Origin of the sequence: Halalkalibacillus halophilus DSM 18494 (assembly GCF_000423105.1) — a bacterium.
GTDB lineage: Bacteria > Bacillota > Bacilli > Bacillales > Alkalibacillaceae > Halalkalibacillus > Halalkalibacillus halophilus.
Genome location: NZ_AUHI01000013.1, coordinates 46,559 through 71,658, shown reverse-complemented (window position 1 = coordinate 71,658; position 25,100 = coordinate 46,559). Strand labels below are relative to the sequence as shown.

The following is a 25,100-nucleotide window of genomic DNA, read 5'->3' as shown; positions in this document are numbered from 1 at the left end:
GAGCGTTTATACGACTTCTATGACAGCGTGAAGAAAGTAGGTATACCTGAATTCGAAAAAGCGATAGAAACCATTCAAAACTGGCAAAAACAGATTATGAATAGTTTTGGTTATGAGCTTCACAATGGATACATTGAAGGGATTAATAACCAAACCAAAGTAATCAAACGAAATGCCTTTGGATTCCGACGCTTTGATCGCTTTCGCAAAAAGATTTTATTGCATCATCAATATAAACATATACAAGGACAAATGGCATAAATTAGGAGTGCTCCTAAGAGAGCACCCCAACATTTGACTTAGAACCAAAATAAAAACGTTACGAAAGAGGACTAAGAATGATTAAGATCGGTTCTAGAACAATGAAAACAGCAATTGGTGCACCGGTATCAATATTCATAGCTGATGCTCTCCAATTAGATAATGCGATCTCTGCGGCTATATTAACAATTCTTTGTATTCAAGTTACAAGGAGACGTTCTCTTTTGAGTGCGTGGTATAGATTTTATGCATGTCTAATCGGTATAGCAATTTCAGGTGTGCTATTTGAACTTATTGCTTACCACCCACTAGTAATTGGATTAGTTTTGCTCGTATTCATCCCAGTTACAGTGATGCTTAAGATTACAGAAGGCATTATTACTAGCTCCGTTATTATTTTACATTTATATGGAGAACAGGCACTTCATGTAGGGATTGTTGTTAATGAAATAGTACTTATAAGTGTTGGTTTAGGCGTTGCGTTATTACTAAATATGTATATGCCTAGTTTAGATACGGAACTTGAGAAAGTTCAAGATAAAATAGAGAAGAATTTTTCCTCCATCTTGCAAGAAATAGCTGACTTTTTAAAAACCGGAGATTATTATTGGTCAGGTAAGGAAGTAACAGAAACAGCTAAATTGCTAGAAGAAGCAAGTGATCTAGCTGCTAGAGATGTAGAAAATCATATTCTAAGAAGTCATCATCCTTTTTACCATTACTTCCACATGCGTCAGAAACAATTCGAAATTCTAGAACGCATGTTACCTTTAATTAGTAGAATTAATGCAACAGAAACGGAGTATAAGTATATTGGCCAATTGTTTGATGATTTAGCTCATCATGTACATGCTGGGAATACTGCAATTAAATATTTAGAGGAATTGAAGGAGATTAGAAAGACTTTTAATAAAGAAGAACTTCCAGGAGATCGAGAAAGCTTTGAAGAACGGGCTAACTTATATTTATTGTTAAATGAAATAGAACAGTATTTAATATTAAAACGTTCATACAAAAAGAGTGATATTTAAAGCAAAGGGGCGGTGAGATGTTCACCGCTCCTTTATTAGTTTTAAGCTTTGGCTAACATTCTTTCTAATGCGATTTTCGCAAATTTCGAGGTATCCTTGTCAACAATTATTTGATTTACAGGTTGGCCTTCATAGATACAATCCAAGGACCAAGTGAGATGAGGTAAATCTATTCTGTTCATTGTAAGGCAGGGACACATGGAAGGGTTCAAAGAGATGATGTGTTTATCTGGATGCTGGTTAATCAAACGATTGACTAAGTTCATTTCCGTTCCAATTGCCCAGCTACTTCCGCTAGGTGCTTTTTCAATTGTATCGATAATGTATCTAGTAGAACCAGCATCATCTGATTGGGAAACAACTTCTCTTGAACATTCAGGATGAACAAGGATCTTCATATTTGGATGTTTTTTTCTAATATCACTAACATTAGAGAGAGTGAAGTTTTCATGTACAGAGCAATGACCTTTCCACAAAATAATCTTTAAATCCTTTAAATCACCTTCATATTCTAATTTCTCTAAAATGGGGTTCCAAACACCCATTTGATTTAAGGGAACACCTAATTCATAAGCCGTGTTTCTTCCTAAATGTTGATCGGGAAGGAACAAAATTCTTTCTCCTCTTTCAAATGCCCATCTTAACATTGATTTTGCGTTGGAAGAGGTGAGGGTTGCTCCATTATGTGTTCCTACAAATGATTTTATGGCTGCTGTGGAATTGACATAAGTCATCGGAATGATAGAGGGTCCAAGAAGGTCCGTCAAAATGGAAAATCCTCTTTCTGTCTGTTTTATATTTGCCATATCCGCCATAGAACAACCAGCACGCAAGTCCGGAAGGTAAACTTTTTGGGTATCAGAAGATAGAATATCCGCAGTTTCAGCCATGAAATGCACACCACAAAAGACAATATGAGACGCACTTGTTTGGGCGGAGCGTTGGGCTAGTTCTAATGAGTCTCCACGCGCATCAGCATAATGTATAACATTATCTTTTTGGTAATGATGACCGGGAATGAAAAGTTCATCACCTAACTCTTGCTTAATTGTCACAACCCTTTTATGTAGTTCTGACTCCTTCATTTCTTTGTACTTCTTTGGAATTGTAGATATTGATTCATTTATTTGTTGTAATAAACTCATTTTTCTTCCCCCTTCATTATATAAGCACTAAAATCTAAAGAAGTAATTTGATGGGTTAATAACCCGAGCGAAATGACGTTAACTCCGCAATTTTTATACTTGTACAAGTTATCTAATGTGATGCCTCCTGATATTTCCGTGATTATATGGTTTGGAATTTTACTTACAAAAAATTCAATTTCCTGAATAGGGACATTATCTAGCATAATAATGTCTACACCAGCTTGAATGGCTTCCTCGATTTGTTCTACATTCTCGATTTCCACTTCAATCTTTACGGTATGACCAACTTCTAGTTGAACCATCTCTACAGCCTTTTTTATGGAACCACACGCTGCAATGTGATTGTCTTTAATCATCACACAATCATCTAAGCGAAAGCGATGATTCTTGCCACCACCAATTTTAACTGCATATTTTTCCAACATTCTAAGACCAGGAGTTGTTTTCCTCGTATCAGCTATTGTTATCGTAGAATCGTCTAATTTTGTAATGGCTTCTACCGTTTTAGTTGTTATAGCAGACAAGCGTTGTAGCAAATTAATTGCAACTCTTTCCCCTTGTAGCAATTTTGTTATTTCTCCATTAACTAACGCAAGTGTCTGACCCGCTTCTATTTTCTCTCCGTCAGTAACTTTCATTGTCACCATTGATTTTTTATCAAGTAATTGAAAGAGGGGGGATAAGATCTCTTCCCCTGAAAAATAACCACTACTTTTAGAAACAATATGTAGTGCACCAAATTGATTTGTAAAAATGGCATCACTTGTTAGATCACCGTAACCTAAGTCTTCATTTAAAAAGTATGATAATTGTTCTTTGAGCTTCAACTTGTTCATTATTGACCAACTTTCTTTGGTTGAAATTGTCACCGTGTGTCATATGTATTAATGCCTGCGACATGAGAGCACTAGCTGATGTTTTGAATAAATAGGAAAACTAACTCAGAATATCTGCATTCATAATCAAATAAGTTTATATGTGTCTTGACACTTATATTTACATATAATTAAATAGATTACAAGCGAATTTTTAAATGGGGGAATTTATGATGATTTATTTAGACTATGCGGCTACTACACCAATTAGTGAAACAGCATTACATACATATAATGAAGTTGCTAACAATTTTTTTGCAAATTCGAATAGCTTACATGATTATGGAGATCAAGCGAATCAAGTTTATTCATTATGCATGAAAAATATAGGGGAAATTTTAAACGCCAAGCCCGATAATATATACTTTACAAATGGAGGATCTGAAAGTAATTTAATCGCTATTGATTTATTGTTAAGCCTTTCAGACAGGAGAGAAATTATTGTAAGTAAAGCAGAACATAATTCAGTTCACCAAGCTATGAGTTTGTACGAAACCAAAGGGTATGAAATAAAGTGGATAGAATTTGGTAAAAATTATATCGTTAATATGAAAAAATTAAACGAATTAGTATCCAATAATACTGCACTTGTTGTGTTGCAACATGTAAATGGAGAGATTGGAACAATTCAACCAGTTGAGGAAGTGTCTGAGCTTTGTCAAAGAAATGGTGCTTATTTTCATATAGACGCAGTACAAAGTTTTGGGCAAGTAAACTGTAACCATTTATCGAGTTTGGCAACAAGTTTCTCGTTATCAGGGCATAAAATATATGGACCAAAGGGGATTGGTCTACTTTATTTTAATGAAGAAAAGTTTGATCGAATAAATTCTTTCTCAAAAATTGTTTTAGAAGGTAATACGACAGACCTTCCAACCATTTGTGCTTTTACTACAGCACTTGAAGAAGCAGACGAACGGAGGTTTTTAGAAGAGAAGAGGTTAAAAGATCTCCGTATAAAATTTATTCATCAAATAAACAACATCAAGGATCTATCAATTATTGAGGGAAAAGAGGATATACAAGTCCCATCCATTGTTGGGTTGAGCATTAAATATATAGAAGGCCAGTATATGATGTTAGAATGTAATAGAAAAGGGTTTGCGATTTCAACTGGCAGCGCTTGTGATGTAAAATATCAATCTTATCCCAAAATTGTAGAAGCAATAGAAGGAGAAGACCTGCATAATAATTTTTTTCGAGTTTCTTTTGGTAGGTTAACTACGGAAGAAGATTTATCTAATTTTTCAATAGTAATGAATGAAATCTGTCATAGTTCAATTTTAAATCGAAGGTGATGATAGCAATGAAAGTAGCTGGAGTAGAGCGAAGAAGTAAAATATTAAAAGCGCTGATCGATTCAAAGGAATCAATAACTGGCAGTGAATTTGCGAAACAATTTAATGTAAGTAGACAAGTTGTGGTTGGTGATGTTGCTTTATTAAAAGCTAGTGATCATCCAATTATAGCTACTAGTCAAGGGTATTTATATGTAACTGAACATGCTGAAGAGCAACTGTTACAAAGAAAAATCGCATGTAAACACGGAAGAGAAGAGGCAGAGGAAGAACTCAATATATTGGTGGATCACGGAGTAAATGTAAAGGACGTCATTATTGAACATCCAGTATACGGTGAATTTCAAGCGATGTTACGAATTTCAAATAGAATGGATGTTAAACATTTCATTGATCGCGTCCGTCAATCGGATGCCTCCCTTTTGTCTGAATTAACCGGTGGGATCCACATACATACTATAACAGCTGAGAAAAAAGTATATTTGGATGAAGCTGAAAATGCAATGCAAAAAGCAGGTTTTCTTGTTTCTTCTGAAGAATAGAGAAGAGCCTTCACATAAAGTGAAGGCTCTTTTGTTATTTTGCTTTCTTTTTAAACAAAACATATAACACAGGAACAAGTAATAGTGTTAAGACTGTTGAAAATAATATACCTGATATGATAGTGATGGCAAGAGGTTGGAATAGTACATCCCCACCAATTGCAACAGGCATCAGAGCTGTAATAGAAGTAATTGCTGTCAGTAAGATCGGTCTAAACCTTGCCCTCGCTGATTCCACAATTGCTTCGACTTGTGATTTACCTTCCGCAATCGATTGTTCTATGAAATCCACTAATACCAGGGAGTTCCTGACGACAATTCCTGTGAGAGAAACCATTCCTGTTACTGCTAAAAAGCTAATCGGTGTTTGAGTGACAAACAAACCTAAAATTGCTCCTGCGATTCCTAAATAAACAGAAACCAGGATTAGGAATGGCATTGCTAATGAATTAAATTGAAATGCGATGAGTAAGTAAACCAATAAGATAACCACAGAGAAAATAACCGTTATTTCAGTAAAGAAATCATCTTGGTTATCTGTTTCTGCTCCGATGATCAATGATAATTCATCATTAGATTCATTTTGATCATCGACAAAAGAAGTTATTTCATCCTCAATGGCATCTGTATCGTCTGCATAGGAACGTATCGTAATTGAACGTTCTCCATCTTCATGATTTATTAAAGGAATTACTTCATCACTTTCTTCATCTAAAATTTCATCTAGAGTTACAATAGGAGGCCCTTCTTCTTGATTAGTCGGAACAACGATTTCTTCTAGATCTATTTCATTACCATCTTCAAGACGATCGAGATAAATACTAACTTCTGTTTCTTCTTGATCTTCTCGAATGGTTTCAAAAGGAATACCAGTGGTTCGTAAGCTGATCTGTTCACTGATTTCTTGAATGGACAAATCATATTCATCTAAAGCGTCCCGGTCTGGAACATATGATATTGCGGGTGTTAGAGTACCAACATTATCAACTACCAAATCAGCACCTGCAGCTCTTAACTCATCCATGGCTTCATCTCTAACATCTAACATCTCATCAAGGTCTTCACCTTTTACTGTAATAGTTAAAGGAGCCCCAGATGGAGGACCTTGTTCTATAGTGTTCATGAAAATTGTGGCTTCAGAATATGACTCTCGTAATTGCTCTTCCCAGTTTTCTTTAAAGTTCTCCGCGCTAGTCAAATCTTGATTAATTCTTACAAACATTCTACCCGTGTGATCTCCATTATTGGTCTGGGTCTGAGTAAATAGGTTTGGTGCGCTATCATTTGTGAAAATACTAATATCTTTTATTTGTTCTTCATTTTCTCGAAAATCTTCTGCAATTAATTCCATCGTTTCTAGGGTGTCTTCTTTCGACTGTCCATTTTCTAGACTAACATCAATGGTAACTTCCTCTCGATCGGCTGCTGGGAAGAATTCGAATGGAGTGAAAATTACTAAGACAAATACAAGCGTTGCTAGTGATAAACCAATGGCAGCAGTTCGTTTTGGAATACCTATGAGTTTCTTAACAATTCGTACAGCATAAAAGTTTGCGCTTTTAGTTAATGGTTTTCCTAAAATTCCAGGATCCTCTTTAATTGGTTTTGTTTTTCGCTTATAAATCACATATCGTATCGCTGGAACTAATATAAGTGCTACGACAGTTGATGCTAATAAAGTCGCTATTAATACACTAGGCAGTGCTCGAATAAATGCACCATTTGCTCCTGATAGAAATATTAAAGGTGAAAAAGTAAACACAATCGCGAGAGTGGAAGTAATAATAGACGTTCTGACCTCTTTTATGCCTTTGGCAGCTCCAGTGAGCGGGGAGTCCCCCAAACGATATCTTCGTTCGATATTATCGTTTAATACAATCGAGTCGTCTACTAATATTCCAAGTGCTATGATCGCACCTATTACAGAGATTTGGTTAATATCAACTCCTAAGTAAGGGAGTGGAATCAACCCTAATATGATCGAAATCGGAATAGCAATTGCTACTACAATTGCCCCTGAAATAGTAAGTCCTAAAGTAGTGATCACCACTACGGCTACAACTGCAATTGCTAGGGAAGTGAATAGGCCATTAAACACCTCAGAGATAAAGTCACTTTGAGCAAAATAGTTCTGAAATTCAAATTGAGAAGGTAATTCCGCCTCTAAGCTATCCATTTCTTCATTTACAAGAGAACTCATACTTGGAATATCCTCACCGCTTTGAAGATAGATAGTTAAATTAATTGCTGGTTGTCCTTGATAAGTAATTAAATTGGGTTCTTCGTTCGGTTGTAATTCTAATTCAGCAATTTCTTCTAGGGTGACATTATCAGAACCACTTATTCTAATCTCATTTACTTCTTCGACAGAGGAGAAGTGATCCATATTTAAAGTAACAGTACCTTCTTCCGCTTGATGTTCTCCAAGTGGAGTAGGAGATAGTTCTTGTTCGATAGAGTCTAAAACGTCAGGAAATAGAATGCCTTCTGCCTGAAGCAATTCACTATCTAGGTTTATAACTAATTCTTCATCTTCTAATCCGTTAACCTCTAACCGATCTACGCCATTTACATTTTCAATTTCTTTTTGCCAATCTTCCATTTGCGACTGGAGTTGGTTAAGATCATCGTGGGAGTCAGCAGTTATAAAATAAGAAAATATTGGGCTAGTAAGTTCACCCTTTGTTACTTCACTGTCAGAAGCATCTTGTGGTAAGTCGGAAGACAAAGATGCAATTTCTTGATTAATTTCATTTATTAATTCATTTTGATTTATACCGTCTTCTAGGCTTAGAACAACTGTAGAGAAACCTCTAGTAGAAGTTGATTGAAAAGATTCTACCCCATCAAGTGTTCCGACGGCATTTTCAATAGGTGTAGAAACATTGGCTTCTACTTCTTCAGGGGAAGCGCCTGGATAGACAGTTGTTACAGTTGCATTATTAATAGGAGTTTCAGGAAAGTCTCGCTGTGGAAGGTCAGTAAAGGTATATATTCCAACAGCAGTAAGTAATATAAAAAAGAGAAATATGAGTTTAGATCTTTCTAGTAAAAATTTCAATAGATATTGCCCCCATTGTGGTATGTGATTTTTGTGTTTTATAAATACTATATACCCTATTCTATACAAATATAATACATTAATTATACACAAAATAAAAAAGACATGACTTATAATAAGTCATGTCTTTTAACTTGTTTGATTAAAATGCAATCATGCTAAGTCCCATCATTAGTGAGCTCAAAAGCATCGCAATAATCATAAGATATATTACCACTGTCGTCCAAGGCTTTTTCTTTCTGCGACTTGAAGCGTAAGGTGCCCGTGGTTTCTTCTCATTTGACACAGTGATTCCTCCCTTACAAAATCCATTATCTACATTGTAAAAGAAAAACAATGATTGGACAAGTTAAATCTTTGCTTTACAATAATAATAGATGACGAATGATTCTTACAATTGTAGAATGAAGATAGAAGGGAGTAGGTTTTATGACGAATGATTATAATCAGAAGAAACAACAGTGGGAACAACAAGTTGCAAAAACGAAGGAACGTTTTCCAGAACGAAAATCACCCTTTACCAATAGTTCAGATCTGACTATTGAGCCACTATATTTACCAACCAATGATGCAGAAAAAGAAGATTATCTAAAAAAATTAGGATTTCCTGGGCAATTTCCTTACACAAGAGGAATTCAACCTTCCATGTTTAGAAATCGCTTCTGGACGATGCGACAATATGCAGGTTTCGGTTCTGCACAAGAAACAAACAAACGTTTTAAATATCTTTTAGACCAAGGGCAAACTGGTTTGTCTGTAGCATTTGATTTACCTACTCAAATTGGCTATGACTCAGATGATGCAATGGCAGAAGGGGAGGTAGGGAAAGTTGGTGTAGCAATTGATTCTTTAGATGACATGGAAATCTTATTAGATAAAATTCCATTAGATAAAGTTAGTACATCAATGACTATTAATGCCCCAGCATCTGTGTTACTGGCAATGTACATAGCTGTTGCCGAAAAGCAGGGTGTACCAAAAGAAAAAATAACTGGTACTATTCAAAATGACATACTTAAAGAGTATATTGCAAGAGGAACATATATATATCCACCTAAGCCTTCTATGCGACTAATCACGAATATATTTGAATATTGTGCAGAGCACATCCCTAAATTCAATACGATTAGTATTTCTGGGTATCACATACGAGAAGCAGGATCCACCGCCGTCCAAGAAGTTGCTTTTACGTTAGCCAACGGAATGGCTTATGTTGATGCTGCAATTGAAAGCGGTTTAAAAGTGGACCAATTTGCTCCACGTTTAGCCTTCTTTTTTAATGCACACAATAATTTCTTTGAAGAAGCAGCGAAATTTAGAGCAGCGAGGCGAATCTGGGCCAATGTAATGAAAGACCGTTATCATGCGCAAGATGAAAAAAGTTTGCGTCTTAGATTCCATACCCAAACTGGAGGATCTACGTTAACAGCTCAGCAACCTGATAATAATATTGTGCGGGTAGCATTACAGGCACTATCAGCTGTTTTAGGTGGTACGCAAAGTTTACACACAAATTCAAAAGATGAAGCGCTTGCCTTACCAACAGAGGATTCTGCACGTATTGCACTACGTACTCAACAAATCTTAGCGCATGAAAGTGGTGTCGCGGATACGGTTGATCCTTTGGCAGGGTCTTATTATGTAGAGAATTTAACTGATGAAATAGAAGAACAGGTCATGCACTATATTGAGAGAATTGATGAAATGGGTGGTGCGGTACAAGCGGTAGAAGATGGTTTTATGCAACGTGAAATTCATCAAGCTGCCTATCAAACTCAAAAAGATATTGAATCTGAAGAGGAAATTATTGTAGGGTTAAATGCTTTTCGAATCGATGAAGAAGTTCATGAAGATCTCTTAAAAGTAGATGAGAGACTAGAACAAGCTCAAGTTCAAGGGTTAAACAAAATTAGAAATGAGCGTAATCAGGAAGAAGTAGATCATTTACTTAGTTCCTTAAAACAAGCAGCAACAAATAATAAAGAAAATTTAATGCCTTATATTATAGAATGTGTTAAAGCTTATGCCACAATCGGTGAAATATGTAATGTATTACGAGATGAGTTTGGAGAGTTTACAGGAGCTTAGTTTGAAAGGATGAAACAGATGAAAAAGACAATACGTGTACTTATTGCCAAGCCAGGCTTAGATGGTCATGATCGAGGGGCATTAATTATTGCTCAAGCGTTGAGAGACCATGGCATGGAAGTCATCTACACAGGTTTAAGACAATCTCCCCAACAGATTGCCCAAGCAGCTATACAAGAGGATGTAGACGTTATCGGCCTATCTTCTTTATCAGGGGGTCATAAAACATTATTTCCTAAAGTTGTTGAAGCTTTAGTAGCAAAAGATGCTGGAGATATCCCTGTAGTAGGTGGGGGAGTAATACCTGATGAAGATATCGCGTTTTTAAAAGATAAAGGAATTAGGAAAGTTTTCACGCCAGGAACTCCTACGAAAGATACCATTGCGTATATTGAAGCATGTGTTCGTGGTGATGAAAATGAATAAGATTTCACATATTGGAATTGCCGTGAAGGATTTAGAGTCTAGTCGGAAGTTTTATGAGCAAGATTTAAATCTTGAATTCGAAGGAACAGAAATTGTTGAATCAGAACAAGTAAAAGTTGCTTTTTATAAAATAGGTGAAAGTAGGTTTGAACTGTTAGAGCCTATGAGCCCTGAGTCACCAATTGCTTCTTTTATCGAAAAAAGAGGAGAAGGAATTCATCATATTGCACTAGATGTGGATGATATCAAGGAACGATTAAAACACTTAAGAGACAATGGAATAAAACTCATTCATGAGGAACCTAAAACTGGAGCTCATAACAGTGAAATTGCTTTTTTGCACCCAAAATCAACTAATGGTGTTTTATTTGAACTTTGCCAACAAAAGCAGGAGGATTCATAATGGACATATACGATAAAATAAATGAACTTTATGATAAACGTCGCAAAGTAGAAATGGGCGGCGGAGATGAAAAAATACAAAAGCAGCGCGATAAAGGCAAGTTGACTGCTAGGGAACGTATAGCTTATTTGTTAGATGAAGGCTCTTTTGTAGAGTTAAATCCGTTTATTGAACATCGAGTAACAGACTTTGGTATGGACGGAAAAGAAGTACCAGGTGAAGGTGTAGTGACTGGATATGGTACTGTTGAAGGTCGACCAATATATTTATTTGCTCAAGACTTTACTGTATATGGCGGGGCACTTGGGGAAATGCACGGTAAAAAAATCGCAGCTGTTATGGACCTTGCTGCTAAGAATGGCACTCCATTCATTGGACTTAATGATTCAGGTGGAGCGAGAATACAAGAAGGTGTAGCTTCATTGGATGGTTACGGTCATGTATTTTACCGTAATTCAATATATTCTGGGGTTATTCCGCAAATATCAGTTATTATGGGTCCATGTGCAGGTGGAGCAGTATATTCTCCGGCAATTACTGACTTTGTAATTATGGTGGAAGAAACATCCCAAATGTTCATTACAGGGCCCAAGGTAATTGAAACGGTAACTGGTGAGAAAATCACACCTGAAGGATTAGGTGGAGCAAGTGTACATAACTCGAAAAGTGGTAATGCACACTTGAAAGCAGAGACAGAAGAACAAGCACTTGATCAAGTGAAGCAACTAATTTCCTACTTACCTCAAAATAGTCAGTTAAAAACGCCAAAATTAGAATCAAAAGAGCAATCAGATTTCCGAGAAGAACTTACTGAATTGATTCCATTCGATCCAATTCGTCCTTATGACGTACGCACGGTTATAAATGAAGTTGTTGATGAGGACTCTTTCTTTGAAGTGCATAGAGATTTTGCAAGAAATATCGTTGTAGGATTTGCACGTATTAAAGGGGAAACAATTGGTTTAGTTTGTAACCAACCGAAGAACATGGCTGGAGGTTTAGATATTGACTCTAGTGATAAAGCAGCTCGTTTTATTAGGTTGTGTGACTCATTTAATGTACCTATTGTTACATTTGAAGATGTGACAGGATTTTTCCCTGGGATTAAGCAAGAACATGGTGGGATCATCCGCCATGGCGCAAAAATTCTATATGCATACTCGGAAGCGACTGTCCCGAAGATTACTGTTATCACTCGTAAAGCATACGGTGGAGCCTATGTAGCACTAAATAGTAAATCCATAGGTGCTGACCTAGTATTTGCATGGCCGAACGCAGAAATAGCTGTCATGGGTCCAGAGGGTGCAGCAAATATCATTTTCGCAAATGATATAAAAAATAGTGATACACCAGAAGAGACAAGAAAAGAAAAAATTGATGACTATAGAGAAAAATTTGCAAATCCTTATGTTGCAGCAGGCCTCGGTATGGTAGACGATGTCATTGACCCGAGAGAAACTAGAATAAAACTAGCTCAAAGTTTAAAAATGTTAGAAAATAAAACAGAACAACGCCCGAAAAAGAAACATGGCAATATTCCACTTTAATAAATGGAGGATTACAAATGAATATCAACCAGGAAAGATTACTAAATGAATTTATGGAGCTTGTTCAAATTGATTCCGAAACGAAATACGAACAAGAAATTTCCAAAGTATTAATTGAGAAATTTAATACCTTAGGATTAGAAGTTAAAGAAGATCAAGCTAAAGAAAAAACAGGACATGGTGCGAATAACTTAATTTGTACACTAAAAGGAAATAAAGAAGGAGTAGAACCGATTTATTTCACAGCACACATGGATACAGTCACACCTGGTAAAGGAATTAAGCCTACCATTGAGGGTGACTATATAGTTTCTGATGGAACGACTATATTAGGTGCAGATGATAAAGCTGGGGTAGCAGCATTATTAGAAATGATTAAAGCTATAAAAGATAATGACCTGGAACATGGGGATATTCAATTTGTTATTACTGTTGGGGAAGAGTCTGGTTTAGTTGGTGCTAGAGCATTGGATTCTGACTTGATTTATGCATCCTATGGTTACGCAGTAGATAGTAATGGTAAAGTTGGAAACATTATCGTAGCAGCGCCTTTTCAAGCTAAGCTTCATATTACTTCTAGAGGCAAAACAGCACATGCAGGGGTTGCACCAGAACAAGGAATTTCTGCTATTACATTAGCAGCAAAAGCGGTTTCTAAGATGCCATTAGGTCGAATTGATGATGAAACGACTGCTAATATTGGAAGAATTGAAGGCGGTCAGGCAACGAATATTGTTTGCGATGAAGCATATATACTAGCTGAAGCAAGATCATTAGTAAAAGAAAAACTCGATGATCAAATTGAAAAAATGGTAGAAGCTTGTAAAAAAGCTGAAAGTGACGTTGGAGGAGAAATACATGTGGATGTTCGTCACATGTATCCTGGGTTTAAGCATCAAGAAGGAGATCATGTAGTGGAAGTTGCTAAAAAAGCTGCTACAAGAATAGGGCGAGAAAGTGAATTGCTTGCAAGTGGCGGTGGAAGTGATGCGAATATCATCGCTGGATTTGGCATTCCTACTGTGAATCTCTGTGTAGGTTACGAAAATATTCATACTACCAATGAAAGAATGCCAGTAGATGAATTATATAAAATAGGTGAATTGTTAACTGCAATAGTAGAAGAGAGTAGTCATTAAGTAATAACATCTAAATAAATTAAGGAAGTTCTCTTGCTTCCTTAATTTTTTAATTTGTTCGGTGCTCTATCAAAATTGATAGTGTTTTAGAATAAGCCTATACTAATTAGTATAAAAGTCTTTTGAATGTGAGTGAATGAAAATGAAAAGACGAATAATTTTTCACGTGGATATGAATAGCTTCTATGCTTCTGTTGAAATGGCATATAATCCTGACTTGAAGGGAAAACCACTCGCGATTGCAGGTAACCCTGAAGAAAGAAAAGGAATAGTCGTTACAAGTAGCTATGAAGCAAGAGCAAAAGGGGTAAAAACAACAATGCCTCTATGGCAAGCTTACGATTTATGTCCCAATTTAATCGTAATGCGACCTAATTTTGAAAGATATAAAGAAGCATCACGCCTAATATTTACAATCCTATCTGAAATAACACCTATTGTACAACCAGTTTCCATTGATGAAGGATTTATGGATGTAACAGAAGTTAGTAAGAATGTAGACGCAAGAGAGCTTGCTCAAACTATTCAGAACAGAATTTTGGATGAACTTGATTTGCCATGTAGTATTGGGATTGCCCCGAATAAATTTCTAGCAAAAATGGCTTCAGACATGAAAAAGCCGCAAGGAATAACCGTTCTTCGAAAACGAGAGTTACATGAAAAGTTATGGCCCTTACCAATTGGAGAAATGTACGGGGTTGGTGCTAAAACGGAAGAAAAACTAAAGCAGCTTAACCTATTTACTATAGGTGATTTAGCAAAAGCGAATGTGATGACTTTGAAACAGCTCCTCGGTGTAAACGGAGAGAGGTTGCATATTAGGTCAAATGGAGAAGATGACCGCGAAGTAGACCCAGATGCCGTGTACGACTTTAAAAGCATCGGTAATTCAAAAACACTCCCATTCGATACAACAGATGAGGCCGAAATCATGAGAATGTTTAAAACCCTTTCTGAAAAAGTTCATGAAAGAATGAAAACGAAGAAAGTAGTTTCCGAAAATATTCAAATTATGATTAGATACCACAATAGGAAAACAATTACTCGTGGCAAGCAATTACGCGATTATATAGATTCTGCAGAAGCGATCTATCAAATTGCCTTTGACCTATTTCAGACCCACTGGAACCAAGAACCAATTAGACTTCTTGGGGTTACTGCACAACAATTAACCACATTAGAAGATGCATCCAAACAACTGGATTTGTTTAATTATGAAGCGGAAGCTGAAAAAGAAACATTGTATCAGGCAGTAGAGAAAATGAAAGAGAAGTATGGAGATCGTATATTTAAGAAATTGGACCAATCGGAGCCAAAAATGTCTACAAGCTTTCAAAAGGATTTTTTAATGGATTATAAAAAGAAAAAATAATCATGGAAAGAAAGTGAAACTCTTACCATGATTATTTTTTTATATTTTAAAATTGTTAGGAAAGTACAAGTTACTTAAACAATTTCTTCAATACTTTTCTTCCTATATTTGAATTAGGATATCTAAATGAAAGGTCGAAAGAAGTTGTTTGTTTTAAAATACTTTTACGATGAGTAAATGCCTCAAAACTAGATTTTCCATGATAATTACCTATACCACTTGCTCCAATTCCTCCAAATGGTAAGTTGCTATTGGCAAGATGCATAATAGTATCATTTATACACCCTCCGCCAAAGGATAAATTTTTCATTACCCATTCTTGTTTCTGACTGTTTTCCGAGAAGTAATATAGAGCTAATGGATTTCTGGCATGATCGATTTCCTCACGCAATTCGGATACATTTTCAAAGGTTCTTATTGGTAAAATAGGGCCGAAAATCTCCTCTTGCATCACAGGATCTTCCCAAGTAACGTTATCCATAATTGTAGGATTAATTTTCTCTAAGTTACGATCAGAGGCACCACCAAATATAACTTTGGAATCATCCAAATGGTTAAGCAAGCGATCAAAGTGTTGAGCATTAACAATTTTTGTGAAGTCGTCATTTTCAATAGGGTTAGCTGTATACATCTTTTCGATTTCTATTTTAAGTTGTTTTATAAAATCTTGTTTAATTGATTCATGAACCAACACATAATCAGGAGCTACACATGTTTGACCTGCGTTCATAAATTTCCCCCATGCAACTCTTCGCGCTGCAAGCTCGATTTTAGCATCTTCATCTATGATACATGGACTTTTTCCGCCAAGTTCTAATGTTATGGGTGTAAGTTGTTGACTTGCCTTTTCCATAATTATTTTTCCGACTTTAGTACTTCCTGTGAAGAAGATGTAATCGAATGGAAGGTTTAATAACTCCTGGGTAGTTTCTTTTTCACCTTCGACAACGGAAACAAATTTTGGTTCAAATGTTTCTTCAATCATCTCTTTTAGAAGGGCACTTGTATACGGTGTGAATTCTGAAGGTTTTATTACTGCCGTGTTTCCTCCTGCAATTGCTCCAATTAACGGTGCTAGCGCCAGATGCAAGGGATAATTCCATGGGCTAATAATTAAACTAACCCCGTATGGTTGCTTATAAATATAGCTTTTAGCACCTTTATGGGTAGTTGGCGTTTTTACTTTTTCAACTGCCATCCAATCTTTAAGATACTTACTGGTTTCATCAATCTCTTGAAATAAAAAACCGAGCTCTGTCATCAGTACCTCATAAGATGATTTGTTTAAATCTTTATTTAGTGCTTCATAAATTCTAGGTTCGTATCTTTTTAACATACTTTTGAGTTTTTGTAATTGATGTTTTCGGAATGTATGGGTCATGGTTTTCCCTGCATAATATAATTCTTTTTGGTTATTAACTAACTTCGTTAAATCAGTCATGTCATCATTCCTTTATTTAATAGTATAAGTATCTAGGTCATTCATGAACGCTACCGATTCAAATATTTCACTTATCATTTTCTGCTCACGCATAAGATCTTCCCATTGATAACGCGAAGAAATGTGGGTAAGTAATAGTTGCTTCACATTTGCCTGTTTGGCAATCCGAGCAGCATCAGCAGTAGTCGAATGATTATATGCTATAGCGAGTTCTTCATCTGCTTTCGTAAAAGTTGCTTCATGTACAAGAACATCGACATTCTCTACAAAGTTAATAATTTCTTGGGTCGGTCTCGTGTCACCTAGTATTGCTATTCGTTTTCCCTTAATAGGTGGTCCACTAACATCCTCACGAAAAATTGTTTCGCCATTTTCTAGTTGAAGAAAACCATCGTCTTTAATCCTCTGATAGCTTGGACCTGGTTTTATCCCAAGGTTTTTCAGTTTTTCAGGAATCAAATGACCTGGACTATCCTTTTCTTCAATTAAATACCCAAATGAATCCACCCCATGTTTTAAGGATTTTCCATAGAGGATTAAATGATTGTCTTCTAAAAGTTTATCTTCTGAGACTTGTTTGTAGGAAATCGGGTAACGAAGGGAGGTTTCACTTACTTTCAAAGCGATTTCCATAAAATCCTTTATCGCTTTTGGACCAATTATTTGAACAGGGGAAGTTCCGTCTTGAAATCCCCTACTGCTAAGAAAGCCTGGCAAACCAAAAATGTGATCCCCATGTAAATGAGTAATTAAGACTTTGTTAATTTTTCTAGGTTTTATATTCGTCTTTAATATCTGGTGTTGGGTTGCTTCTCCACAATCAAATAACCAAACTTCATTTCGGTCTTGTAGCATACTTAAGGCTATGCTAGACACATTTCGTTGTTTGGAAGGCACACCAGAACCAGTACCGAGAAAGGTAAGTTCCATAAGCTAAACTCCTTTAATCCGCTGATTACCAGATTTTTTGATAAGAAGATGGGGCTTCAATTTTTACATCTAATTCATCTGAAACCTGTTTTGTCCAATAGGGATTTAATAACATAGGTCTTCCAATAAAAACAAGATCAGCCCGGTTGTTTCTTAAAATCTCTTCTGCTTGAGCACCATTTGTAATTAAACCAACAGCTCCAGTTTTGATTCCAACATCGTGTTTAAGTTTTTCCGCAAACGGGACCTGATAGCCGGGATAAGGCGTTATTTGGGCTGGTACCACTCCTCCAGAACTACAATCAACCAATGCGACACCTTGATTTTTCATTTGGTTAGAGAAGTAGACAAAGTCCTCATAACTATTACCATCCTTATGATATTCAGATGCAGATATACGGACAAAGATTGGGGAATCATTTTCACTTTGGACTGCTTCAATTGCTTTTTGTAAAAATGTATAACGGTTTTCTTTTGTTCCACCATATTCATCATTTCTGTGGTTTGTTAAAGGGGATAAAAATTGGTTGATTAAATAACCGTGTGCGGCATGTATTTCAATTATATCAAAGTTAGCTTCTTTTGCTCGCCTTGCAGCGTTTTTAAATGCTTTTATAGTTTCATCGATATCTCCTGTGGTCATTTCATTTGGAGATTCTAAGTTTTCATTAAATGCTATAGGACTAGGTGCTAGAATTGGTCCACTATTCCTTGCTTTCCTTCCGGCATGGGCTAGTTGAATTCCGGATTTTGCCCCGTGAGCATGGATTCTACTTGTTAGGTGCTTTAGATCTTTAATTTGACTATCCTCCCAAATACCAAGATCTTGTGGAGATATTCGACCTTCTGGTTGGATGGAGGTAGCTTCTAACATGACCAAACCTGTTTGACCAACTGCTCGACTTTCATAATGTGTAATATGGAAAGGGGTTACTTTTCCATCTTCTTGTTCGCAAGCATACATACACATTGGGGACATGGCAATGCGGTTTTTAAGTGTCACCTGATTAATTGATATAGGTTCAAAGAGCTTTCGTTCCATTATTAAATTCCTCCGTATCATGTGTGTTGTAATACTTGTAACGCGCGGTCAGGAACATCTGTTATGATGCTCTTAGCACCCATAATTTCACATTTTTTCATTGTTGACGTTTTATTAACTGTATAAACTCTAAAAGGAATGTTTCGTTCAATGATTAGCTTTAACATTCTTGATGAAAGCAACCTTTGATTTATGTGAATAGAGTTTGCTCCAATTTCTTCTAACAAAAGATCTACACGTCTTACTCTGATTTTAGTAAGCCACGCAAGTTCAATACGTTTATTTACCTCACGAAAGCGCTGGATTGTTTCTGGGTTAAAACTAGATATGATTGTGCGATCATTCACCTGATATTGATTAATATAATCAGAAACAATTTGTTCAATATTTGGGTACTCGATTACTTTTGTTTTTAACTCCATATTAACTTTCATCTCTTTTTTAACAAACCATTCCATAAATTGTTCTAAGGACATAATCTTTGATTGATTAAATTTTGGGTTGTACCAAGACCCTGCATCAAATGAAGCAAGTTCTTCAAATGTATAGGATTGCACAAACCCAACGCCATTTGTCGTTCTTCTAATGTTTTCATCATGTATAATCACGGGGACGTGGTCTTTTGTCAAGTGAACATCTAGTTCGATCCCGTTAGCTCCGTATTGATTGGCTAACTCGAATGCCACTAGTGTGTTCTCTGGAGCTTGCTTACTTGCTCCTCTATGAGCAAAAACTTCCATATTAATTGGAAACACCTCTTTCAATTATCTGTTATGATTGTGGTGTATATACCTTGAAAAGTCAATATAGGAGGCGGTCTGAAAATGGGAAAATGGCAATCCAAGTACGAGCTTAAAGAACTACTTTGTAATCTTGTCCAATATCAAAGTATCACAGGTTCTCGTGAAGAAATCGCAATAATTGAATATATATATAATTTACTGCATCAAGAAGAGTATTTTAAGACACATTCAAACCATATAAAGATTTCCCCTTTAGAGGATGGTAGAGAATTATTAACTGCGCTTGTGAAAAGAGGTACGAAGAAAAAGACTATTATTTTGTTAAGTCATATCGACGTAGTAGATGTTGATGACTATGGTTCTTATAAAGATTTAGCGTTTCGCCCTAATGAGCTTACAAAAAAACTAAAAGAAGAAGAAACAGAGTTACCTGATGAAGCGAGACGTGATTTATTAAATTCGAAGGAATCGTGGTTGTTTGGAAGAGGAACAATGGATATGAAAGCTGGTACTTCTTTACACATGTCGATGCTAGAACAAGCAATGGAAGAGGAATTTGATGGAAATATTTTATTGCTTGTCGTCCCGGATGAAGAAGCGAATTCACTTGGAATGTTAGAAGCAACAAAAGTTTTAAAAGAGCTTGAGAAAGAGGAAGACTTAGAATATATTTTGTGTTTAAATAGCGAACCAATGTTTAGACAATTCCCTGAAGATGACAAAATGTACTTGTATTCTGGTTCGCTCGGAAAAATTTTGCCAGGGTTTCTTTGCTACGGAAAAGAAACCCATGTTGGAGAGCCATATCATGGTCTTAATGCGAATCTAATGTCTAGTTATTTAAATAAAAACCTAGAACTAAATCAAACATTTGTGGAAAAAATAAATTCAGAAGTGACGCCACCACCTATAAGTTTAATGAACCGTGATTTGAAGGAGCAATATTCTGTACAGACTCCTTTGACAGCTGTATCTATGTATAATGTATTATTCATGAAGCAATCAGTTGAAGATATAACTAAGAAACTAAGAGATGTAATGACAAAGACTGCCAAAGAGGTAAAGCAACACATGAATCAGAGCGCTACTCAATATTTTGGTGATTCATCAACTAAAAATATGCTTCTTCAAACAGATATTAGTGTGTTTGATTTCCACGATTTATATAAGATTGCAGAAGAACGCTATGGCAAACATGAAGTAGAAAGAAGACATAATTTACTAGTGAAAGAAAGGAATCATGGTGATCGAGATTTCAGTACATTGCTAGTACAAGATTTAGCTTATATGTGTAAAGATTTAGCACCTATGATTGTTTTATTTTATAGCCCGCCATTTTACCCTGCTGTTACAAGTAGCCAAAATAAAAAAGTACAATCCTTATTAGACGAAACAGAAGAGCATATGAATAAGCAATTTAATCGAAAAGCATCCATTGCAGCTTATTTTAATGGAATATCAGACCTGAGTTTCATTGGAGAAGACGCCCAAGGGGATAAAGATTATTATTTCCTGAAAGAGAACATGCCTCTGGAGAAAATAGAATTATCATATCTTCAAGAAGTAGAATACTCGATCCCTACAGCAAACATTGGTCCGCTTGGAAAAGATGCCCATCAATGGACGGAACGATTAGAAGTGAACTACTCATTTAATGAATTACCTCATATTTTGACATATGCGATCAAACAAGCATTTCAGCAAGAAAGATAACATTATCATTCAAATGATTTTGTAGTATAATAATTATAGAATACGTAGCAAAATGGAGGATATACAATGCAACAGGAAGAGATTCTAAAAATAACGATTCCAACTCCATATGCAGTCGGAGATGTACATGCATATTTGGTAAAAGGGGAGGCGCTCACTCTATTTGATGCTGGTGTAAGAACAGCTGATGCATGGGATGCCTTAACTTCACAATTAAAAGCTGCAGACATTGATCATAGAGATATAGACCAAGTCGTCTTATCTCACCATCATCCTGATCACACTGGATTAATTCAGAACTTTTATAATGTGCAGCATATATATGGTCATCCTCTAGTTAATAAATGGATTAGTAGAGACAAAACTTTTCTAGATTCATATATAACTTTTTTTCATACCTTATACGACCAATTCGATGTACCTGAATCTTTTCGTAAGATAGAAAAATCACAAGAAAACGTGCTTAGGTTCAGTGGGGAAGGGGAGCTGACGGGCACATTGCAAGAAGGGGCTTATATTCCTGGCTTAAATAACTGGAAAGTACTAGAGACACCTGGTCATGCCCAAAGCCACTTATCTTTTTATAACGAAAAATCCCAACAATTAATTGCCGGTGATCATTTACTAGCTCATATATCTTCTAATCCGATTTTAGAAGCTCCTGAAACTCTGGGAGAAGAGCGACCTAAACCATTAATCTCGTATATTGATTCTATGAAAAAGTTATTACCGTATGAAATTAGTGAAATATTGCCTGGTCATGGTGAAACATTTAATGGTCATAGTGTGTTAATTAAGAAGCGGCTTCAAAAACAGTCTGAGCGAGCGCGCCATGTGCATCAGTTTTTAAAGAAAAATCAAGCAACTCCATTTACCATATGTAAATTCTTATTTCCTAAGCATTACGAAAAACAATTTGGTTTAACGATGTCTGAAACAGTTGGTCAACTCGATTTCTTAGAGGATCAAGGTTTTGTGAATAAAGTTACTTTTGAAGGTAAGATTTATTATGAGGCAGTTAGAGAATTAAGTAACTTAACGTGAACGAAAATAAAACACCGAACTTTTTCCAAGTAACTTAGGGATAGTTCGGTGTTCTTTAGTTTGTTGGAAAGTTTCATTTACTCACGATGATTCTCATAATAATTCGGTTTAAAAATAGATTCTAGTTGTTCAATGGAGGATTCGGATGGTTGCTCCTTATATGCTTTTATATTTTCCAGAACTTGATCTCGACCACTCGCTCCTAATACTAAACTTCCTACTACTTGATTATGCAGTGTATAGTGAATAGCAAGTGATTGAGCGGAGACTCCCTCTTTTTCTGCTACCGAAAGTAATTGGTTAATATTTTCTCTTAATTTGTCATAATCATAATCTAAAAATCCGTCTTTGCCTTTCCGTTCTAATTGTTTGATTGCATTGGACGTTAACATGCCTTTTCCAAGTGCTCCTCGAGCGACTACTGATATTCCTGCTTGGCTAATTTGTGAGAAAAACTCTTCTGGTCGTTGGTCTAGTAAACTGTATTGCATCATGATACTAGTTATATTTGATTTTTCTATGAACTTGTTTATTACATTTGGGCGGATAGAGGAGATTCCATAGTATTTAATTAGACCTTCTTGTTGAATTTCTTCAAAGGCTTCAATTGTTTCCTCTGTCGGATCTTCTATTGTTCCCCCATGTAGTTGATATACATCTACATAATCAACGCCAAGTCGTGATAAACTGTCTTTAATAGCGTTTTTGATATGGGTTTTTGAAGGGTCCCAAGTCCAATCTTGGCTAGAAGCATCAAAGTTGTTACCACCTTTTGTGGCTAAAATGACTTGGTCTCTTTTACCTTGAAGTGCTTTCCCAACAATCTTCTCATTATTTCCGAAACCGTATAAATCTGCCGTATCAATATAGTTAATTCCATGTTCTATTGCGGTAGAAATGACCTCATTTGCATTTGATTGAGAATCTCCAAGGTTCATGCATCCAAGTCCAATCTCTGATACTTTTAATTCGGAATGACCTAGTGTTCTTTTTTTCATAGTTAAATGCCTCCTTAAATGATATTGTAAAAATTAAAAATTTGGAATACAACTAATAAGCTAGAACACGAGTTTTATATCACTAGAAAGTAGGTGCTAAAATGAAAAGATATGAAGAAAAAACAATGAGTACAAACGAGATATATAAAGGAAAGGTAATAGACCTCCAAGTCGATGAAGTTCAATTGCCAAATGGTAAAACATCTAAGAGGGAATTGGTTACCCACCCTGGAGCAGTTGCTGTTATTGCTCTTACAGAAGAGGGTAAACTTGTTCTAGTAGAGCAGTACAGAAAACCGCTGGAAAAGAGTATACTAGAGATTCCCGCAGGAAAAATTGAGAAAAACGAGACTCCTGCAACCACTGCATTGAGAGAATTAGAAGAGGAAACGGCGTACAAAGCTGATTCAGTGGATTATTTGATTTCTTATTACACTTCCCCAGGGTTTGCTGACGAAATCATTTATATTTATAAAGCTAATCAAATCCAGCTTGTAGTAGGAGCTGATGTGGGAGATGAGGATGAATTTGTTGACGTTGTGGAAGTAGATCAAAAGGAAGCTATGCAATTAATTACTGAAGAAAGAATTCATGACGCAAAGACAATTCAAGCAATTTATTATCTTTTATTACACGATTGGAAAACAAAGTAGATTTTAATCAGAACATTATGTTCTACTCTAATCTCCTGTTTCATAATCTTTAATAGATTACGATAATCAGGAGGTCTACTATTGATGAAGCAATTATTAAAAAACATAAAGCTACCAATTCGGTTAAATGAACCTATGTTTGTATTTTTATTTACTTTACTAATTATCGGTATAATTTTTGGATCCCTATTAGTTAGTAGTTTGACCTTTATACAATCACAGGACCTTTATTTTTTTATTGAACAATATTTTAATGTAATGGGCGAATCGGAACAAAACAAGCTTGATTTATTCTATTCTGCTTTAATGACTCACGGTAAGTATAGTTTGTTTTTATTTTTATTTGGTTTGTCTTTCATTGGTTTACCAGTAGTTTGGTTTCTTATATTTTTAAAAGGTTGTGTAATTGGATTTACGGTTGGATTTCTAGTTCAGCAATTAGCGTGGAACGGGTTCTTATTATCCACAGTTAGTATTGCTCCTCAGAATTTAGTGATTATTCCAGCTTATATATTTATTGCTGCGAGTAGTATGATCTTTTCTATCCAAGTAGTCCAGGCTCTGTTTATAAACAATTCCAAAAAACAAACTATTTCTCCATACCTGCTTATGTATGCTAAAACATATTTAATAGCATTTATACTGATTATCATTGGGTCGTTTATTGAAGCCTTCATTTCTAGCTCGCTCATGATGTACCTTCAATAATAATTAATATTATTTGATAATAATTATTAAATAATAAATTATAATCATTATAATTTGACACCGTTCTTTCCCTTTTTTATAATGAAGTAGTAAGTTACGAGGGGAGAGAATTTTGGTGGAGAATCGAATGGAAGCTATAAAAAAACAACTGCACTCTCAAAGTTATAAATTGACACCACAAAGAGAAGCAACTGTTAGAGTTTTATTAGAGCATGAAGAAGATCATTTAAGTGCTGAAGATGTTTACCTCCTCGTTAAAGATAAGGCTCCAGAAATTGGTTTAGCTACTGTATATCGTACATTAGAATTATTATCAGAGTTAAAAGTAGTTGATAAAATAAATTTCGGAGATGGAGTGTCACGTTACGACTTAAGAAAAGAGGGCGCTGAACATTTTCATCACCACCTCGTATGTGTTGAATGTGGTTCAGTAACTGAAATAGAAGAAGATTTACTTGGCGATGTTGAGAAAATTATTGAAAGCCGTTGGAATTTTCATGTGAAGGATCACCGCCTTACATTTCACGGTATTTGTGATAAATGTCAGAATGAAAACAATAAATAAGTATATACATAAGACCTTTTCTAAAAGAAGAAAAGGTCTTTTTCATCTAAATTTCTTGTGGAGGAGGTAGGT

The 25,100-nt window shown here is 35.7% G+C and carries 24 protein-coding genes; 15 read left to right on the top strand and 9 right to left on the bottom strand.

What is annotated here, in order from left to right; genetic code table 11:
- Both G532_RS0109160 and G532_RS0109155 read left to right on the top strand, forming a co-directional pair.
- A partial coding sequence (locus tag G532_RS0109160; protein ID WP_027964545.1) for a transposase occupies positions 1-261 on the top strand: 261 nt, incomplete at its 5' end.
- A gap of 77 nt (positions 262-338) precedes the next feature.
- Positions 339-1,292 carry an aromatic acid exporter family protein gene (locus G532_RS0109155; RefSeq protein ID WP_027964544.1) on the top strand — a complete coding sequence of 318 codons (954 nt, stop codon included), beginning with the start codon at positions 339-341 and terminating at the stop codon, positions 1,290-1,292.
- A gap of 41 nt (positions 1,293-1,333) precedes the next feature.
- Here G532_RS0109155 and nadA read toward each other — a convergent pair whose 3' ends face one another.
- Both nadA and nadC read right to left on the bottom strand, forming a co-directional pair.
- Positions 1,334-2,437, bottom strand: coding sequence for a quinolinate synthase NadA (gene nadA / locus G532_RS0109150; RefSeq protein WP_027964543.1), 1,104 nt, complete (start codon positions 2,435-2,437; stop codon positions 1,334-1,336).
- Entirely contained in the window at positions 2,434-3,276 is an 843-nt protein-coding gene (gene nadC / locus G532_RS0109145; RefSeq protein ID WP_027964542.1) for a carboxylating nicotinate-nucleotide diphosphorylase, read from the bottom strand. The genes nadA and nadC overlap by 4 nt, the downstream gene beginning before the upstream one ends.
- A 212-nt stretch (positions 3,277-3,488) precedes the next feature.
- On the opposite strand from nadC, the gene G532_RS0109140 reads away from it, so the two are divergent.
- Both G532_RS0109140 and G532_RS0109135 read left to right on the top strand, forming a co-directional pair.
- Positions 3,489-4,613, top strand: coding sequence for an IscS subfamily cysteine desulfurase (locus G532_RS0109140; protein WP_051189125.1), 1,125 nt, complete (start codon positions 3,489-3,491; stop codon positions 4,611-4,613).
- Positions 4,614-4,621: 8 nt separating this feature from the next.
- Positions 4,622-5,155 carry a transcription repressor NadR gene (locus G532_RS0109135; protein WP_245570126.1) on the top strand — a complete coding sequence of 178 codons (534 nt, stop codon included), beginning with the start codon at positions 4,622-4,624 and terminating at the stop codon, positions 5,153-5,155.
- A 34-nt stretch (positions 5,156-5,189) separates the two neighbouring features.
- On the opposite strand, the gene G532_RS0109130 is transcribed toward G532_RS0109135, so the two are convergent.
- Together G532_RS0109130 and prli42 are read right to left on the bottom strand one after the other, a co-directional pair.
- Entirely contained in the window at positions 5,190-8,216 is a 3,027-nt protein-coding gene (locus G532_RS0109130) for an efflux RND transporter permease subunit (RefSeq protein ID WP_027964539.1), read from the bottom strand.
- A 142-nt stretch (positions 8,217-8,358) separates the two neighbouring features.
- The gene (gene prli42 / locus G532_RS16245; protein WP_245570125.1) at positions 8,359-8,502 is read right to left on the bottom strand and encodes a stressosome-associated protein Prli42; all 144 of its coding nucleotides are present in this window, start codon (positions 8,500-8,502) and stop codon (positions 8,359-8,361) included.
- 143 nt (positions 8,503-8,645) lie between these two features.
- Here prli42 and G532_RS0109120 point away from each other — a divergent pair, with 143 nt between their 5' ends.
- The 6 genes from G532_RS0109120 (at position 8,646) to G532_RS0109095 (ending at position 15,191) form a co-directional block, all read left to right on the top strand.
- On the top strand, positions 8,646-10,304 hold the full coding sequence (locus G532_RS0109120) for an acyl-CoA mutase large subunit family protein (protein WP_027964538.1): 1,659 nt from the start codon (positions 8,646-8,648) through the stop codon (positions 10,302-10,304).
- An 18-nt stretch (positions 10,305-10,322) separates the two neighbouring features.
- A complete protein-coding gene (locus G532_RS16360) occupies positions 10,323-10,730 on the top strand; it encodes a cobalamin-dependent protein (protein WP_035512837.1) in 408 nt (135 codons plus the stop codon).
- Positions 10,723-11,133 carry a methylmalonyl-CoA epimerase gene (gene mce / locus G532_RS16355; protein WP_342662659.1) on the top strand — a complete coding sequence of 137 codons (411 nt, stop codon included), beginning with the start codon at positions 10,723-10,725 and terminating at the stop codon, positions 11,131-11,133. Before G532_RS16360 ends, mce begins: the two co-directional genes overlap by 8 nt.
- Complete coding sequence (locus G532_RS0109105; RefSeq protein ID WP_027964535.1) at positions 11,133-12,680, top strand: acyl-CoA carboxylase subunit beta; 1,548 nt, start codon at positions 11,133-11,135, stop codon at positions 12,678-12,680. Before mce ends, G532_RS0109105 begins: the two co-directional genes overlap by 1 nt.
- Before the next feature lie 17 nt (positions 12,681-12,697).
- Positions 12,698-13,819, top strand: a complete 1,122-nt coding sequence (locus G532_RS0109100) for a M20/M25/M40 family metallo-hydrolase (protein WP_027964534.1) — start codon at positions 12,698-12,700, stop codon at positions 13,817-13,819.
- A gap of 136 nt (positions 13,820-13,955) precedes the next feature.
- Positions 13,956-15,191: a DNA polymerase IV gene (locus G532_RS0109095; protein WP_027964533.1), complete on the top strand. Its 1,236-nt coding sequence runs from the start codon at positions 13,956-13,958 to the stop codon at positions 15,189-15,191.
- A 70-nt stretch (positions 15,192-15,261) separates the two neighbouring features.
- Here the strand turns inward: G532_RS0109095 and G532_RS0109090 are convergent, their stop codons facing one another.
- Genes G532_RS0109090 through G532_RS0109075 form a run of 4 tightly spaced genes read right to left on the bottom strand, consistent with a single transcriptional unit; the run spans position 15,262 to position 19,344 of the window.
- Positions 15,262-16,632 (bottom strand): aldehyde dehydrogenase, encoded by a 1,371-nt coding sequence (locus tag G532_RS0109090; RefSeq protein WP_027964532.1) that lies wholly within the window; start codon positions 16,630-16,632, stop codon positions 15,262-15,264.
- A gap of 12 nt (positions 16,633-16,644) precedes the next feature.
- Positions 16,645-17,562: a ribonuclease Z gene (rnz, locus tag G532_RS0109085; RefSeq protein WP_027964531.1), complete on the bottom strand. Its 918-nt coding sequence runs from the start codon at positions 17,560-17,562 to the stop codon at positions 16,645-16,647.
- A gap of 25 nt (positions 17,563-17,587) precedes the next feature.
- Positions 17,588-18,604 (bottom strand): NADPH dehydrogenase NamA, encoded by a 1,017-nt coding sequence (namA, locus tag G532_RS0109080; protein ID WP_027964530.1) that lies wholly within the window; start codon positions 18,602-18,604, stop codon positions 17,588-17,590.
- A gap of 17 nt (positions 18,605-18,621) precedes the next feature.
- Entirely contained in the window at positions 18,622-19,344 is a 723-nt protein-coding gene (locus G532_RS0109075; RefSeq protein ID WP_035512835.1) for a glycerophosphodiester phosphodiesterase, read from the bottom strand.
- A gap of 84 nt (positions 19,345-19,428) precedes the next feature.
- Between G532_RS0109075 and G532_RS0109070 the strand changes: the two genes are divergently transcribed.
- Both G532_RS0109070 and G532_RS0109065 read left to right on the top strand, forming a co-directional pair.
- A complete protein-coding gene (locus G532_RS0109070; protein WP_027964528.1) occupies positions 19,429-21,060 on the top strand; it encodes a M20/M25/M40 family metallo-hydrolase in 1,632 nt (543 codons plus the stop codon).
- Positions 21,061-21,126: 66 nt separating this feature from the next.
- Positions 21,127-22,104: an MBL fold metallo-hydrolase gene (locus G532_RS0109065; RefSeq protein ID WP_027964527.1), complete on the top strand. Its 978-nt coding sequence runs from the start codon at positions 21,127-21,129 to the stop codon at positions 22,102-22,104.
- A 77-nt stretch (positions 22,105-22,181) separates the two neighbouring features.
- On the opposite strand, the gene G532_RS0109060 is transcribed toward G532_RS0109065, so the two are convergent.
- Entirely contained in the window at positions 22,182-23,102 is a 921-nt protein-coding gene (locus G532_RS0109060) for an aldo/keto reductase (protein ID WP_027964526.1), read from the bottom strand.
- Between the two features lie 101 nt (positions 23,103-23,203).
- On the opposite strand from G532_RS0109060, the gene G532_RS0109055 reads away from it, so the two are divergent.
- From G532_RS0109055 to fur, 3 genes are all read left to right on the top strand, one after another.
- Positions 23,204-23,755 (top strand): NUDIX hydrolase, encoded by a 552-nt coding sequence (locus tag G532_RS0109055; RefSeq protein ID WP_027964525.1) that lies wholly within the window; start codon positions 23,204-23,206, stop codon positions 23,753-23,755.
- An 84-nt stretch (positions 23,756-23,839) separates the two neighbouring features.
- A complete protein-coding gene (gene spoIIM / locus G532_RS0109050) occupies positions 23,840-24,463 on the top strand; it encodes a stage II sporulation protein M (RefSeq protein ID WP_027964524.1) in 624 nt (207 codons plus the stop codon).
- A gap of 115 nt (positions 24,464-24,578) precedes the next feature.
- Positions 24,579-25,028 carry a ferric iron uptake transcriptional regulator gene (fur, locus tag G532_RS0109045; RefSeq protein ID WP_027964523.1) on the top strand — a complete coding sequence of 150 codons (450 nt, stop codon included), beginning with the start codon at positions 24,579-24,581 and terminating at the stop codon, positions 25,026-25,028.
- Positions 25,029-25,100 lie beyond the last annotated feature (72 nt).